A 15,454-nucleotide genomic window follows, 5' to 3' on the forward strand; every position below is an offset into this window, starting at 1 on the left:
TGGTCGAGCATCCAGGTCGCCGACCGAGCCTGCGAGGTCGCGAGGCGGTGTCGAGACCCCCGCAGCCGACATGCCTGACCCACCTCGTCCCTGGCAGCGATGGCCCGGTCGAGCGGTGGCGGCGGTGGTCTCGAGGCTCGTCGCCAGGGCTCCTCGCACCTCGACCAGCGAGGAGTCAGACGTCGGCGACGAGGGGGGCGACCTCGGTGCCGAGCAGCTCGATGCCGCGCAGCAGGTCGGCGTGGGCCAGGCGGGGGTTGGTCATCTGCAGCGACAGCCGGTCGACGCCGCCGAGCTGGTCCGACACGCGCCGCATCTTGTCGGCGACGGTCTGCGGGTCGCCCAGGAAGAACGCGCCGTCGGGTCCCGAGGTCGCGTCGAACTGGGCCCGCGTCGGTTGCGGGAAGCCGCGCTCGCGCGAGACCTGGGTGAACATCTGGTGCCAGCCGGGGTAGATCGTGTCGGCCGCGGCCCGCAGGGTGTCGGCCACGAACCCGAAGACGTGCAGGCCGACCTTGAGCTGCTCGGGCGGGTGGCCGGCGTGGGCGCCCGCGCGGCGGTAGAGGTCGACGTGGGGAGCGAACTGCTGGGGCTCGCCGCCGATGATCGCGATCATCAGCGGAAGGCCGAGCAGCCCGGCGCGGGCGAACGACTCGGGGGTGCCGCCGACACCCACCCAGACCGGCAGCGGGTCCTGGAACGGGCGGGGGTAGACCGTCTGCTCGACGAGCGCGGGCCGGTGCCGGCCCGACCAGGTGATCGGTCCGCCGTCGCGGATCTGCAGCAGCAGCTCGAGCTTCTCGCTGAACAGCGAGTCGTAGTCGGCCAGGTCGAGGCCGAAGAGCGGGAACGCCTCGGTGAACGAGCCTCGGCCCACCACCAGGTCGATGCGTCCCTTGGCGATCAGGTCGAGGGTGGCGAACTGCTGGAACACCCGCACCGGGTCGTCGGCGCTGAGGACCTTGACCGCACTGCCCAGCCGGATCCGCTCGGTGCGGGCCGCCGCGGCCGCGAGGATGATCTGGGGTGCGGAGTCGTAGTACTCGCTGCGGTGGTGCTCGCCGATCCCGAACGAGTAGAGCCCGACCCGGTCGGCGAGGGTGATCTCCTCCAGCAGGTGCTCCAGGCGCTCGGCCGGACCGATCACCCGCTCGTCGCTCGGGTCGGTCACGGTCGAGACGAAGCTGTCGACGCCGACGTGCATCAGGGGTCCTCCTGGGTCCGGGACCTCGATTCAACAGGACCGGCGGTCAGCGGGTCCCAGCGCCGTCCGGGGCGCGGCGCAGGGCGGGCACGAGCAGCACGACGAGCAGGACGGTGTCGATGCTGATGACGACGGCCAGAAGCGATCCGACGGTGTCGGCGAGGGTGGCGGCCAGGGTGGTGATCAGGGCGAGGGCGAGCCAGGGCAGGGCGACGAGGCGGCCGTTCTCCTGGGCGAGCAGGGCGTAGACCAGGAGCTGGATCATCGACAGCAGGGTGCCGAGCACGGCGAAGAGCCAGAGCTGGTCCTGGACGTCGGTGTAGTCGTTGCCGCCGATGAAGACCAGGGCCACGTGCGAGAGCAGGTAGGACGCGGCGATGCCGACGACGCCGAGGACCCCGACGATGGCGAGGCTGAGTCGCAGCGCGCGTCGTCGGGCGGTGTGGTCGGCCATGTCGGGGAAGGCCAGGACGACGACGAACTGGGGCAGGAACAGCATGGCCTTGGTGAGGATGAGGCCACCGGCGTAGAGGCCGGAGTCGTGGTCGGGCAGCACGTTGCGGGCCACGATGATGTCGATGTTGGACATGGCGAAGAAGGCCAGGAGTGCCTGGGAGTTGCGGACCGACTCGCGGACCAGGGCACGGCTGCCGTGGTCGGCCCCGCTGAGGTCGGGGTGGTGCGGGTGGTCGTGGTGCAGGTCGCCGCGCTCGCGGAGTGCCCACCAGCCGACCAGGACGGGTGCGGTGGCGCCGACGAGGACGCCGAGGGTGGCGGTGAGCTCCTCGGGGCGCCACAGGATCAGGGCGGTGCCGACGACCAGGCGTGGCACCCCGGCGGCGGTGTAGAGCACCGCCAGGGGCCGCCAGCGGCGTTCGCCCTGCAGGATGCCGGCCTGGCCGCCCATGACGGTGAGGGGGACGGCGGTCAGGCCGATGAGGGCGGCGGTCAGCAGGCTGTCGAGCCGTAGGGCGGTGTTGATCAGCGGCGCGGCGAGGACGAGCAGGGCGCCGAGGGTGAGGGCGGCGCGGAGCGTGACGTGGCGGATGCCGGCCTCGATCTGGTGGACGTCCCCGGGCGTCGAGGCGATGCGGCGCGCGGCGGTGGCCTGCAGGGCCAGCGAGGCGACCGACACGACGATCAGCACGTTCATCACGGCGGCGAAGGCGCCGTAGGCCTGGGGGCCGAGAGCGCGGGCGGCGATGATGGTGAAGCCGTAGGTGGCGATGTTCATGACGCCGATCGCGACGGCGATCACGCTGCCGTGCGCGGCCTTGGTGGTGGGTGCCGGGTCGACGCCGGGGGGTGGGAGCGGCTCGGACACGAGAGTGGAGTGTTCCACAGCACCCGTCACCGACGCCCGGCACCGGCGCTGGCGGCGAGCGTTAGCCTGGGGTCGCGAGTGTGGGCTGCCACACCAGGGCGAGGTGCGACGGCACGCGGGAGGTGTGGGGTGGGTGGTCGGCGCGCCACGGCGACCCCGCAGCAGGCCCCACACCAGGCCCCGCAGCAGGCCCCGCGCGGGTCTCGCGGCGCCGCGGGCGCCGCGGCCGGGCTCTACCTGCTCTTCGTGCTGATGTCGCTGCTGCAGTCGCCGGGCACCACGACCTACGACACCCGCGCCGAGCTCACCCAGCGCCCGGCCGACTTCCTGGCCAGCGCGTTCACGCTGTGGCACCCGGAGTCCAACTTCGGCGAGTTCCAGAACCAGGCCTACGGCTACCTGTTCCCGCAGGGCAGCTGGTTCGTGCTGGGCGACCTGGTCGGGCTCCCCGACTGGGTGAGCCAGCGGCTCTGGTCGGCGCTCGTGCTCGTCGTCGCCGTCGAGGGCGCGCGACGGGTCGCCGGCGCGGTCGGCCTGGCGCCGGCGTACGCGCTGCTGGCCGGGGTCGTCTACGGCTTCGCGCCGCGCCTGCTCGGCACCGTCTCGGTGATCACCGGCGAGACCCTGCCCGGTGCGGTGATGCCGTGGGTCGTGCTGCCCGTGGTGCTGGCGCTGGGCGGGCGGATGGTGCCGTGGCGGGCGGCGCTGCTCAGCGGCGCGGCCGTGGTCTGCATGGGCGGGGTCAACGCGGTCGAGAACGCAGGGTCGTTGCCGCTGGCTGCGATCCTGGTCGGCTGGGGCGCCTGGCGCCACCTGGTGTCGTGGCGCTTCGCGGCCGGCTGGGCCGCTGCGGTCGGGGTCGCGTCGACCTGGTGGGCGCTGCCGCTGCTGGTGCTGGCGGGCTACTCCCCGCCGTTCTACGAGTACGTCGAGAGCGCGGCCGACACGACCGCGCTCGTCGGGTGGTCCGAGGCCTCGCGCGGCGCGTCGCACTGGGTGGCCTACCTCGTCGTGGGCGGCCAGCAGTGGTGGCCCGCGGCCAACGACCTGGTCTCCGAGCCCCAGCTGGTGCTCGTGTCGGCCCTCGTCGCCGGGATCGGCGTCGTGGGGCTGGCGCACCTGCGGCACGTGCTGCGCGGGCCGCTGGTCCTGGCCGTGCTGGTCGGGCTCGGGTCCCTGACCATCGCCCACGGCGGGTGGGAGGGCAGCCCCGTCGCCGGGTCGGTCCGCGCGCTGCTCGACGGCCCGCTGCAGATCTTCCGCAACGTCCACAAGATCGACCCGACGGTACGGCTGCCCCTGGCGATCGGCTTCGGCCACGCCGTCGCGCTCGCCGTGGCGGCGCTGCTGGCCCGGCGCCCGTCGTGGACCCCCAGCACCCCGCTGCTGGTCATGGTGCCCCTCGCCGTGGTGCTCACCCTTGGGCAGCCCTACCTCGTCAACAACGCCCGCACCCCGGGGTGGGACGAGGTCGCCGACCCCTGGGTGCAGGCCCGCGACTACCTCGCCGCGCACCAGGACGGCCGCACCACCCTGGTGCTGCCGGGCTCGGGCTTCGCGGAGCAGACCTGGGGGTGGACCCTCGACGAGCCCCTGCTCGTGCTCGGCGGTGCCGACCTGGTGACCCGCAGCCAGGTCCCGATCGTGCCCGGACAGTCGCTGCGGTTCCTGGCCGCGCTCGACCAGCTGGCCTCGACGGGCCGCGCGTCCAACGGCCTGGGCGAGCAGCTGGCCCGCGCCGGGATCGGCCACGTCGTCGTACGTCGCGACCTCGACCGCACCACCACGGGCTCGCCCCACCCGGCCGGGGCGACGGTCTCCCTGGCCACCGCCGGCCTGTCGCCGGTCGCGTCGTGGGGCGACGACCGCGAGGGCGGGCCGGAGGTCGCGGTCTACGAGGTCGGGGAAGCCCTGCCGACCCTGCGGGCCACGCCGGTCGACGAGGTCGTGACGGTGCGCGGCGCCCCCGAGAGCGTGCTCGCCCTGCAGGACGAGGGGTTGGCCGACGGCACCCGCGCGACGGTGCTCGAGGGGGAGCCCGGCTGGGACGCCCCCGCCGACGTCGTGACCGACGGCGACCAGCGCCGCGAGCGTGCGTTCGGGTCCGGCGACGAGTCGGTCTCCGCCGTCCTCGGGGCCGACGACGACTGGCGCGTGGAGCGCTCGGTCCACGACTACCCGACCGTCTCCGGCGCCACCCAGGTCACCGCCCGTTACGACGGGCTCGCGGGCCTGACCGCGTCGTCGTCGCAGGCCTACGCCGACAACTTCGGCCCGGTGGTGCTGCAGGCGGCCCCCTACTTCGCCGTCGACGGCGACCCCCGCACCCGCTGGGTCACCTCGTCGTCGACCGACCCGCGCGACCAGTGGCTGCGCCTCGCGCTCGCCCGCCCCCGCCCGGTGCGTCAGGTGACGGTGCTGCCGGTCGCCGACGACGCCGCGCTGCTGCCGATCCGCTCGCTCGAGGTCCGCGCCGGTGACCAGACCCGCACGGTCGAGACCAGCCCGTCGGGCGCGCCGGTCACGGCGCGGTTCGACGGCCGGCTCGTCGACGCCGTCGAGGTGCGCGTCGACGACGTCGGCACCGCCGGTGACCGGGGCCGGATCGGGCTGCGCGAGGTCACCGTCGACGGTCGCTCCGCGACGCGCACCCTGCTGGTCCCCGGCACGGTGGCCCCCGCCGGCTCCTGGGTCTTCACCACGACGGCCGAGCGCCGGGCCTGCGTCGCGGCCACGCAGGGCGACGTGGCCGGGGCCCTGCCCGACTGCGACGTGTCGCGCATCCGGGGCAACGAGGAGCCCGACGGGCTCGACCGCACCTTCACCACCACCGGCACCGGCACGTGGTCGCTGCGCGGCCAGGTGATCGCGCGCAGCACCCGCGAGACCGGTCGGTTGCTCGAGCCCCTCACCACCCGCCAGGTCGGTGCGACGTCGGTCTACGGCGCCGACCCGCGCGTCGCGACCCGCTTCGTCTACGACGGCAACCCCGACACCGGGTGGGTCTCGGCCGACGAGGACCGCAGCCCCACGCTCTTCGTCCGCTTCGCCAAGCGGCGCACGGTCTCGGGGTTGCAGGTCGAGCCGGGACCCGGGGCGCCCTCGTCGGCCGTGGTGCGCTCCGAGACCCAGGTGCGCGAGGTCGACCTGTCCGGCGCCGGCGACCGTGGCGCGATGGTGCGCTTCCCGGCGCTGAGCGGGCGGCGCTTCGAGGTCACCTTCGTCAAGGCCGACGGGTCGCCCCGGGTCGCGGTGCGCGAGCTCTCCCTGCGAGGTGCCCCCCTGGCCCGTGCCTTCGACGCCGCGACCCCGACCGGCGCCGTGTGCGGGCTCGGTCCGCCCGTGGTCGTCGACGGCCGCCGGGTGCCGACCCGCGTGGTCGGCACCATGGCCGACGTCGTCCAGGGCAGTCCGCTGCGCCTCGAGGGCTGCGACGACCTGGTCCTGGCCGCCGGCGAGCACCGGCTCACGGTGCCGCCGACGGTGGAGTTCCAGGCCGTCGCGGTGGCCGGGCTCACGACCTCGCCGCCGCGGGCGCCGAGCGAGGCCCCGCGCGACCTCGACGTCACCCGCTGGTCCGCCAGCCGTCGTACCGTCGAGGTCGGAGGGGGAGCAGCGACGCTGCTCCACCTGCCCGAGAACTTCAACCCGGGCTGGGTCGCCGAGGCCGACGGTCGGCCGCTGCAGGCGCTGCGGGTCGACGGGTGGCAGCAGGGCTGGGTGCTGCCCGCGGGCGGGGCGACCACCGTCGAGCTCACCTACCGCCCCCAGGACGTCTACCGCGTGCTGCTCCCGCTGGGCCTCGGGGTGAGCGGCGCCCTGCTGCTGGCCGGGGTCGTGCTGCTGCTCCTCACCGCCCTGGCCGCCGTACGACGCCGCACGAGCCCCGACCTGAGCTGGCCACCGGCGCGGCACCGCCCCCTGCCGCGCTGGGGCTACCCGGCCCTCGCAGGGCTGGCGACGCTGCTGCTGGGCCCGGTGGCCGCCGTCGGCCTCGTGGCTTCCGCGGCCCTGCGCGCGCGCTTCACGCCCGTCGCCGTCGCGGCCGGTGCACTCGTGGTCGTCGCCGCCGGGATCGACGTGCTCGGCGGGGCCGCGTGGTGGTGGGCGTTCGGTGACGCGGCCGCCGCCCTCGGCGTCGGGCTGCTCGCCGGGCTCGCGCTCGTGCCCCCGCCGCCCTGGGCCGACGTCGCGACGCCGGCACCGGCCCCAGCCCCGGCCCACGCCCCGGGGGCCGCCTCGTGAGGCGGATGTGGGGCGGACGCCAGGGGGCGGCGGCGCTCGCGGTCGTGGTCGTCATGGTCGTGTGGCGCAGCGTGCTGATGGCCGGGTCCTACTTCAACCAGGACGACTACTTCTTCCACCACCGCGCCTTCGAGGTGCCTCTGAGCTTCGACTTCCTCTTCCTGACCCCCAACGCCGGTCACGTCAACCCGATGCAGCAGCTGACCTTCTGGCTGGTGGTCAACCTCGACCCCTTCGGCTGGCCGCTGGTCGCCACGATCGTCGTGGTGATGCAGACCCTGACGGTGGTGGTGCTGTGGCACGTGCTGACCCGCCTGCTGCCCGGGCGCAGGGTCCGCGTGCTCCTGCTCGCGGTGCTCGCGTGGTCGCCGCTGTCGCTGATGACCTCGCTGTGGTGGGCGGCCGCGGTGTGCCTGTGGCCGCACCTGTTCTTCTCGCTGCTGGGGGTGCTGTTCCTGACCCGGCAGCGCCAGGGGGTCGGCCGGGCCTGGGTCAACCACGCGGTCGTCGTCGGCTCGGTGGTGATGGGCCTGGCCTGGCACGAGCGGGCCATCCTCATCACGCCGGTGCTGCTCGCGACGGCCGTGCTCCTGGCCGACGAGGCCAGCGGCTGGCGTCGGGTCACCGCGGCCCTGCGGCGGTTCTGGCCGTTGTGGGTCGGCCTGGTCGTGCTCCTGGTCACCTACCTCGTGCTGCACCGCCAGGTCACCACCGTCGAGGGCGGCGACAACGACGTCGGCGCGTGGCTCGACATCTCCTGGGCCTTCGTCGGCAGCAACGTGCTGCCCGGCGTGTTCTCCGGTCCGTGGGCGGCGACCCTCAAGGGCGGCGCCGTCGACACCGACGGCTGGGTCGTCGCGGTCTCCCTGGTCCTCGCGGCCCTCACGGCGGGCCTGCTGCTGTGGCGCGGCGGCCCCGCCCGGCGCTGGGCGGTCGCGTTCTTCGTGGCCTACGTCCTGGCCGACCTCGCCCTGGTCCTCGCCGGGCGCAGCGGGTTCGGACGGGTCATCGGCCTCGACCCGCGCTACGCCTCCGACACCATCCACGCCGCCGTCCTCGCCGCGGCGTTCGCGCTGCGTGGCGCGCCCGAGCACTACGGGCTGCACCTGAGCCGCCCGGCCTGGGCCCGACGTCGTACGGCGGTGCTCGGCGTCCTGGGTGGTGCCTACCTGGTCGGGGCGGCGTTCGGCACCGCCGTGCTGGTGCCGCACTTCCAGAACCTCGAGGACCGTGCCTACGTCGACCACTTCCGGGCCGACCTCGCCGCCGACCCCCAGCAGGTGGTCGTCGACGCGCTCGTGCCCGCCGACATCGTCCTGCCGCTGGTCGGCGACGACTCACGCCTGTCGCGCGTCTTCGCCCCGCTGCCCGAGGACCCGGTCTTCGACGAGCCCTCACCGCGGATGCGGATGGTCGACCGCACCGGCCACCTGGTGCCCGTCCGGCTCGCCGGGTCGATCCCGATGCGCCCCGGGCCCGTCGACCGGTGCGGCTGGCCCGTCGACTCCACGACCACCGACGTGCCACTCGCCGTCGGCATCCGCGGCCGGTTGGTCGCGCACCTGGGCTACTTCACCGACACCGAGGCCGTCGTCGAGGTCGCCGCAGGCTCGTGGAGCGACCGCTTCCTGGCCCGGACCGGACCCAACGAGATCTGGTTCGTGCTGCCCGACGAGGGGCGGGAGGTCGAGTCGGTGTCCTTGCGGGTCGACGGCGCCTCGACCGTCTGCGTGGCCTCCCTCGAGGTCGGGCTGCCGGAGCTCCCGTGAGGTCGACCCGTCTCGACCTCGCCGTCTCGGGCCTGGTGGCGTTCGTCGTCCTCGGGCCGCTGCTCGTGGGTCCCGGCTACTGGCTGTTCGGCGACATGGTCTTCGTGCCTCGTCAGCCCTGGAAGGACGCCTGGCTCGGTCTCGACGGGTCCCTGCCCCGGGCGGTGCCGATGGACGCGATCGTCTCGGTGCTCACCCATCTCGTGCCCGGGTCGTGGGTGCAGAAGACCTTCCTGGTCACGGCCTTCGTGCTCGGCGGGCTCGGCGCCGCCCGCCTGGTGCGCCCGTACGCCGGGCTCGCCGCGGCCCGCGCGGCCGCGACCGTGCTCTACCTGTGGAACCCCTGGGTCCACGAGCGGCTGCTGCTCGGGCAGTGGGCGATCCTGGCCGGCTACCTCGCGCTGCCCTGGGTCGCGCTCGCCGCCCGCCGGCTGCGCCGCGACCTGCGTGCCGGGTGGGCGCCCGCCGCGGTGGCGTTGGCGGTCTCGGCGGTGTGCAGCCCGTCGTCGGGCGTGATGGCGGTGGTGGTGCTGGTGGTGCTGGGCGTCCGGTGGCGCGACCCGCGGTCCTGGGCCGTCGTGGTCGCCCTGGGCGTCGTGGCCAACCTGACCTGGCTGCTGCCGTCGCTGACTGCCGACGCAGCTGCGGTCACCACCGACGGCGTCTTCGACCTGTTCGCCGCACGCGCCGAGTCCGCGGCCGGCGTGCTGGCGAGCCTGCTCTCGCTCGGCGGCACCTGGAAGACCTCGATCCTCGCGCCCGAACGCACCAGCGCCGTCGTCGTGCTGCTCTCCTGCCTGCTCGCCGCGGCCGCCCTCGCCGGGCTGCGCCGCGCCCTGCGCCGCGGCTCCGACCCGAGCGAGGTACGCCGGCTGCTCGCGCTGGCCGGCGTCGCGCTCGTCGTCGCGGCGCTGCCGACCAGCCTGACCGGTGGCGCGGGCGCGGCGCTGCTCGAGCAGGTGGGCGACCGGGTCCCCGCGGCCGCGCTGCTGCGCGACTCGCAGCGCTTCCTGGCCCCCGCCGCCCTGGCCCTGGCGGTGGGCCTCGCCGCCGCGGTGACCTGGGTCCGCGAGCAGGTGGCCCCCGGACGCGAGGCGTGGTGGGCGGTGGTCGGGCTGGCCGTCGTCGCGCCGGTGGTCCTGCTGCCGAGCCTGGCGTGGGGCGGCGGCGAGCTCGCCCGCTCCTCCTACCCTCGCGACTGGGCCGCCGTGGCCGACCTCGTCGGGGACCCGACCGGCCCGGGGGACGCCGCGACCGTCGTGCTGCCTTGGCAGGGCAGCTACCGACGCTTCGCCTTCAACGACGGTCGCGCCGTGCTCGACCCTGCGCCGCGGCTGCTGCCGGGCGAGGTGCTGGTCGACGACCGCACCCTCGTCGACGGTCGCGAGGTGCCCTCCGAGGACCCCCGCGTCACCGCGGTCACCGGTGCCCTGGCCGCCGGGTCCCCGACCGAGGTGAGCAGCGCCTTGCGCGACCTCGGGGTGCGCTGGGTGCTCGTGGAGCCCGGCGCCGACCGGGCCGCAGCCGCCCTGCCGGCCGGTGGGACGGCGTACGACGGGGACACGCTGCTGCTGCTCGACCTCGCGGCCCCGGCGACAGGGTCCAAGGACCCGGCGCAGGTCCGAACGGACGGGCCGAGTAGTCACGATGACCATGCGGGCCTGGTCATTGTGGGTCATGGATGTGTGTTCGTGTTGCTCCTGTGTGGTCTCATGCGCATACTGCACTCGGGAGTAACCACCATCACATCTTCGCGACGGTGGCCGCTCAAGTCTTTGGGAGGGGACTGAGCATGAACATGATCATTTCGGCCGTCGTCGGAGTCGCCCTGGCGACCGCAGCCATGGTCGGCGGCGTCAAGGCCGCCCAGGGGGACCAGCAGAAGGTCTCCAGCGAGCAGCTGGCTCAGTACTCCAGCGAGTGACGCCGGTGCGTGCCTGACGCCCGACCGCCAGCACACGAGAGTCGTGCGCACCGGTCGTCGGCCTACAGGCACGCCGTCACCTGCTGGCGGGTCCCCCGGGAGGGAGGGACCCGATGCTGCTCACGGCTTGGGAGGGCCCGCATGCTGCACATCGTCATACCGGCGTACAACGAGGAGCTCCGGCTGCCGCGCACCCTGCGCGAGCTGCGGCGCTTCGTGCGCGAGCACGCGTCGGTGCTCCAACCGGTCGAGGTCGTCGTCGTCGACAACCTCAGCACCGACGCGACCGCTGCGGTCGCGCTCGAGGCCAGCACCGACGCGGTGCCCGTGCGCGTCGTCACGTGCGCCGTGCGCGGCAAGGGTGCCGCGGTCGCGGCCGGGGTCGCGGCGACGGGGGCGACCTCGTCCGACGTCGTGGTCTTCATGGACGCCGACGGCGCCACCCACCTCGACGCGCTGCTCGAGTCCTGGCGGCTGCTGGCGCTCGGCGCCGACGTCGCCATCGGCTCGCGGGCCGCCGAGGGCTCCGACACCGCCGTGCGCCACAGTCGGCTGCGCGAGGCCGGCGCCCTGCGCTACCGCGCGCTGACCGCCAAGGTCGTGCCCGGCATCCGCGACACCCAGTGCGGCTTCAAGGCCCTGCGCGGCGACCTCGCCGTCACGGTCTTCGCCGCGCTGCGCACCACCGGGTTCTCCTTCGACGTCGAGCTGCTCGCGCGCCTGCAGCGCGGCGGCGCGGTCATCGAGGAGTTCCCCGTGCAGTGGGCCGACGTGCCCGGCTCGACGTTCGCGCCGCTGCGCCACGGCGCCGGCTCGTTCCTCAACCTCGCGGTCATCGCGTGGCTGCTGCGTGCGGCCCCGGCCGGACCCGCCACCGCGGTGCCGGCCCTGCCGCTGGCCCCGGCCCCCGCTCTCCTGGTCGCGGTCGAGGCCTGAGATGCCGTCGACCGCCTCCGCCCCCTCGAGACTCGCCGGTGCGCGCGTCGTGGTCGTCAACTGGCGCGACCTCGACCACTCGCTCGCCGGCGGTTCCGAGCACTACGCCTGGGAGCTGGCCACCGGCCTGCGCCGGGCGGGGGCGCAGGTCACGTTCGTCACCGCCCGCGAGCGCGGCGCGGCCCGGCGCACGGTGCGCGACGGCATCGACGTACGCCGCGGCGGCGGCACCTTCGGCTTCTACGCCTACGCCGCCTGGTCGTTGCTGCGGCGCCGCCGCACCGTCGACGTCGTGATCGACCCGTCGTGCGGCATCCCCACGTTCTCGCCGCTGTTCGTGCGTCGTGCGACCCCGGTGGTGATGGTGATGCACCACGTCCACCAGGAGCAGTTCGCGACCTACTTCCTCGGTCCGGTCGCCCGGTTCGGGCAGTGGCTCGAGAAGGTCGCGATGCCGCGGGTCTACCGCCGGGCCCGGGTGGTCGCGGTGTCCGACTCCACGCGCGTCGAGATGGTCCGCGCCCTGGGGTGGACGACCCCGGTCGGGCTGCTCGAGAACGGCGCCACGGTGCCCGCGCCCGACCACACAGGCCATCTCGCCGCCGACGTCGACCGGATGGTGGTCCTGGGCCGCCTCGTGCCCCACAAGCGCGTCGACCTGGTGCTGCGCACGCTGCACGCCCTGCGCGAGGAGCGCCCCGGTCTCCACCTCGACGTCTGCGGCAAGGGCCCCGAGCTCGACCGCCTGCGCGCGCTGGCCACCGAGCTCGACCTCGACGACCGCGTCACCTTCCACGGCTTCGTGACCGAGGAGACCAAGCGGGCCGTGCTCCGCCGCGCCGCGCTGCACGTCTGCGCCTCCGACAGCGAGGGCTGGGGCCAGGTGGTCATCGAGGCCGCCGGTCACGGGGTCACGACGGTGGCGCGTGACGTCCCCGGGCTGCGCGACTCGGTCCGCCCCGGTGTGACCGGCACCCTCGTGCCCGACGACGCCGACCCCGACGTCGTGGGCCGGCGCCTCACCGACGCCGTCCGCACGGCCCTCACCGACCTCGACGACCCCGACCATCGCGGCCGCACCCACCGCGCCTGCCAGGAGTGGGCCGCCCACTTCAGCTGGGAGCGGATGCACCGCGAGGGCGTCGACCTCGTCGCCGCCGAGCTCGGTCGGCACCCCACCCCCGTTCCCCTTTCCCCTGCTCCCACCACCGCAGCGTCGGTCCTCGTCGCTGCACCCACTGAGAGGTACTGACATGCGTCGCATCGCCAGCTCCGGCCTGATCGGCCTCGGCGCGTTCTTGATCGTGGCCGCGGCCCTGATGAAGTTCTACGCCTACCCGGCCCTCGCGAAGGTCCCGACCAACTACGAGTCGACCACCATGCTCGAGGCCAAGGACGCCGAGATCTTCGACGCCACGACCCTCGCCCCGCTCACCACCGACCTGACCGTCGAGTCCTTCACGATCGCCGACAGCAGCGTCGACGCCCCCGACGGCGTGGCCGTCTGGGTCAACCGGTCCTCGATCACCCGGGACGACGTCCCCGGGGCCACGTGCGAGGGCAGCACCAAGCCGGGCTGCTTCCAGCAGACCTCCGAGCGCGGCGCGTTCGACGAGGTCTCGGGTGCCGCGATCGGGTGCGAGGTGTGCGCGAGCTCGATCGACGTGTCCGACTCCACCACCGGCGACGTCACCTCCGACCCGGTCGAGCGCTCGGGCCAGTGGCTGAAGTTCCCCTTCGACACCCAGAAGAAGGACTACCTGCAGTGGGACGGCAACATCGAGAAGGCCACGCCCGCCGTCTACTCCGGCACCGAGAAGATCGACGGCCTCGAGGTCTACAAGTTCGTGCAGACCATCCCCGAGACGCTGCTCGACGGCACCCGTGAGCTGCCCGGCAAGGTCTTCGGCCTGACCGACCCCACCGTCGACGCCAGCACCTACTACACGATGACGCGCACCTTCTACATCGACCCGGCCACCGGTGCCCCGGTCAACCGCGTCGAGGACCGCACCCAGGAGTTCGAGTACGACGGCACCCGGGTCACCGCCTTCACCGGCACCGTCCAGTACACCGCGGCGCAGGTCAAGGACTCCGTCGACACGGCCAAGTCCAAGGGCATGGTGCTGGGCGGGATGCAGCTGCTGTTCCCGCTGATCGCGCTGGTCCTCGGGCTGCTTGCCATCGCCGGTGGGGTGCTGCTCGGCCGCGGCGACCGCGGCGACGGCTCGGCCACCCCGGCCGACCGGCGTCACCTGGTCAACGCCTGACCGTCCCCGCACGGGACACCTGGGTACCTCCCCGCGGCGGCCCTGGACCTCACGGTCCGGGGCCGTCGTGGTGTCGGTTCGTCGTACGACCACCGTGGGTGCGGGTCGTCGTACGGTCAGGCCAGCGCGTCGACGACGCGGTCGAGCAGCCGGGCCAGGTCGTCGTGGCCCCAGGACCGCGCTCGTGCCCGCAGCGTGAGCGTCGTGGCGTCACCCAGGGTCGAGGCCCCCAGCGACAACCCGCTCCCGCCCGCGGTGACCGGGTGGAAGGCCAGGGACGTGACCCCGGGAGCCGTGACCGTGCCGAGGTGGCTGACCAGCAGGGTGGAGCCGAGGCGGGGCGCGAGCACCCGCAGCCCGAGCCGGACCGCGGCGCCGCCCGTCCCGCCGGCGGCGGGCGCCGCCTGGGTCGGGGCCGTGCGCACGAGAGCGGTGATCTCGTCAGGCGTGAGCCGCTCGGCGCCGCGCAGCCGCAGCAGGGCGCTGCGGTCGGCGATCCGCTCGTGGTCGACGTCGCGGGCGACCCCGACGGCCACGGCGACCCGCCGCGTGGCGCCCACCCCGGCCAGGGCCCGCACCGACGCGGCGATCAGGTGGGCCGTGCGGGGCGACCCGGCCACGGTGGTCTCGACGTAGGTGTCGTGGTCGGCGTGGACGTCGCCGCCGGTGCCGCGCACCCGGGCGGGCGGGGCGAGCGCGACCTCGCCGAGGCGTCGTACGACGGTGCGGGCCGGGCCCGCGGCGTCGGGGCGGTCACCGACCCCGCGCGCGGAGGAGGTGGCCGGCGACCCGGTCAGCGCCGCCAGCACCGAGAGCAGGCCGAGCCCGTCGACGGCCGCGTGGTCGGCCGTGACGACGAGCCGCGGGCCGGCCACGCCCACCGCGACGACCGGGGCCCTCAGCCCGCCCAGGTGTCGTCGCAGCGCTGCGAGGTCGGCGTCGACGAGGACCAGGCCGTCGCCGGGCCAGCCCTGGGCGGCGTGGAGCGAGGTGAGCGCGGCACGCAGGCCCGCGGGGTCAGGGGCGTGCTCGAGCCCGGCCGTGAGCAGGATCCGCCACGCGATCGACGGGTCGGCGTTCACGGCTTGACGGCGCGGGCGACCAGCGAGACCCCGGGGAGCCGGTCGAGCGGCAGCACCCGCTCGGTCATGACGGCGGCGCGCAGCCCGGCGTTGAGCAGCGGGTGCACCTCCTCCATCTCGCTCTCGCTGGTGACCTTTCGTCGGCGGCGCATCCGCACGACGGGACGCAGCAGGACGTTCCAGGAGCGGACGTCGACGACCTCGAGACCGGCGCCCTCCATGACCGCGACCAGTGAGTCGCGCTCGTAGCGGCGCACGTGGCCCAGGGCCACGTCGTGGCCGCTCCACAGCGCCATGCTGCACGGCACGGCGACGAGCGCCCGGCCGCCGGGGCGCAGCACCCGGAAGGTCTCGGCCGCGACCGCCTCGTGGTCGTCGATGTGCTCCCACATGTCGGTCGACATGACCAGGTCCATCGCGTCGCTGCGCACCGGCAGTCGCCGGGCGTCGCCGCGGACGACGGCCAGGCCGCGCGAGCGGGCCAGGCCGGCCGCTGCGGGGGAGTACTCGAGTCCGGTCACCGACCAGCCGAGGTCGCGCAGCACGCCGGTGTTGCCACCGCCGCCGCAGCCCACGTCGAGCGCCCGGCCCGGGGTCAGCGGCGAGACGAGGCGTCGCACGAGCGCGCGGCGCTCGGCGTACCACCAGTGACGCTGCTCGAGCGCGGCCGACTTGCGGATCTCGTCCTCGTCCACGCGCC

At 74.6% G+C, this 15,454-nt stretch carries 11 protein-coding genes; 7 read left to right on the forward strand and 4 right to left on the reverse strand.

Annotated elements, in window-relative coordinates:
- Positions 1–175: 175 nt before the first annotated feature.
- Both FZC61_RS13695 and FZC61_RS13700 read right to left on the reverse strand, forming a co-directional pair.
- Positions 176–1,204: an Atu2307/SP_0267 family LLM class monooxygenase gene (locus FZC61_RS13695; RefSeq protein WP_148614736.1), complete on the reverse strand. Its 1,029-nt coding sequence runs from the start codon at positions 1,202–1,204 to the stop codon at positions 176–178.
- Between the two features lie 46 nt (positions 1,205–1,250).
- A complete protein-coding gene (locus tag FZC61_RS13700) occupies positions 1,251–2,528 on the reverse strand; it encodes a lipopolysaccharide biosynthesis protein (protein WP_148614737.1) in 1,278 nt (425 codons plus the stop codon).
- 129 nt (positions 2,529–2,657) lie between these two features.
- On the opposite strand from FZC61_RS13700, the gene FZC61_RS13705 reads away from it, so the two are divergent.
- From FZC61_RS13705 to pgfA, 7 genes are all read left to right on the forward strand, one after another.
- Positions 2,658–6,773 carry an alpha-(1->3)-arabinofuranosyltransferase domain-containing protein gene (locus FZC61_RS13705; RefSeq protein ID WP_148614738.1) on the forward strand — a complete coding sequence of 1,372 codons (4,116 nt, stop codon included), beginning with the start codon at positions 2,658–2,660 and terminating at the stop codon, positions 6,771–6,773.
- A 5-nt stretch (positions 6,774–6,778) separates the two neighbouring features.
- On the forward strand, positions 6,779–8,542 hold the full coding sequence (locus tag FZC61_RS13710) for a hypothetical protein (RefSeq protein WP_148614739.1): 1,764 nt from the start codon (positions 6,779–6,781) through the stop codon (positions 8,540–8,542).
- Positions 8,539–10,332 (forward strand): MmpA family trehalose lipid delivery protein, encoded by a 1,794-nt coding sequence (locus tag FZC61_RS13715; protein WP_148614740.1) that lies wholly within the window; start codon positions 8,539–8,541, stop codon positions 10,330–10,332. The genes FZC61_RS13710 and FZC61_RS13715 overlap by 4 nt, the downstream gene beginning before the upstream one ends.
- Before the next feature lie 2 nt (positions 10,333–10,334).
- Complete coding sequence (locus tag FZC61_RS13720) at positions 10,335–10,466, forward strand: DUF2613 family protein (RefSeq protein WP_148614741.1); 132 nt, start codon at positions 10,335–10,337, stop codon at positions 10,464–10,466.
- Between the two features lie 141 nt (positions 10,467–10,607).
- Entirely contained in the window at positions 10,608–11,402 is a 795-nt protein-coding gene (locus FZC61_RS13725) for a glycosyltransferase (RefSeq protein WP_148614742.1), read from the forward strand.
- A 1-nt stretch (position 11,403) separates the two neighbouring features.
- Positions 11,404–12,654 carry a glycosyltransferase family 4 protein gene (locus FZC61_RS13730; RefSeq protein WP_148614743.1) on the forward strand — a complete coding sequence of 417 codons (1,251 nt, stop codon included), beginning with the start codon at positions 11,404–11,406 and terminating at the stop codon, positions 12,652–12,654.
- Between the two features lies 1 nt (position 12,655).
- A complete protein-coding gene (gene pgfA / locus FZC61_RS13735; protein ID WP_148614744.1) occupies positions 12,656–13,672 on the forward strand; it encodes a cell envelope lipid trafficking protein PgfA in 1,017 nt (338 codons plus the stop codon).
- A 116-nt stretch (positions 13,673–13,788) separates the two neighbouring features.
- On the opposite strand, the gene FZC61_RS13740 is transcribed toward pgfA, so the two are convergent.
- Complete coding sequence (locus FZC61_RS13740; protein ID WP_148614745.1) at positions 13,789–14,754, reverse strand: hypothetical protein; 966 nt, start codon at positions 14,752–14,754, stop codon at positions 13,789–13,791.
- Entirely contained in the window at positions 14,751–15,449 is a 699-nt protein-coding gene (locus FZC61_RS13745; protein WP_148614746.1) for a class I SAM-dependent methyltransferase, read from the reverse strand. The genes FZC61_RS13740 and FZC61_RS13745 overlap by 4 nt, the downstream gene beginning before the upstream one ends.
- Positions 15,450–15,454: the final 5 nt, after the last annotated feature.

The organism is Nocardioides rubriscoriae (genome assembly GCF_008087085.1).
GTDB lineage: Bacteria > Actinomycetota > Actinomycetes > Propionibacteriales > Nocardioidaceae > Nocardioides > Nocardioides rubriscoriae.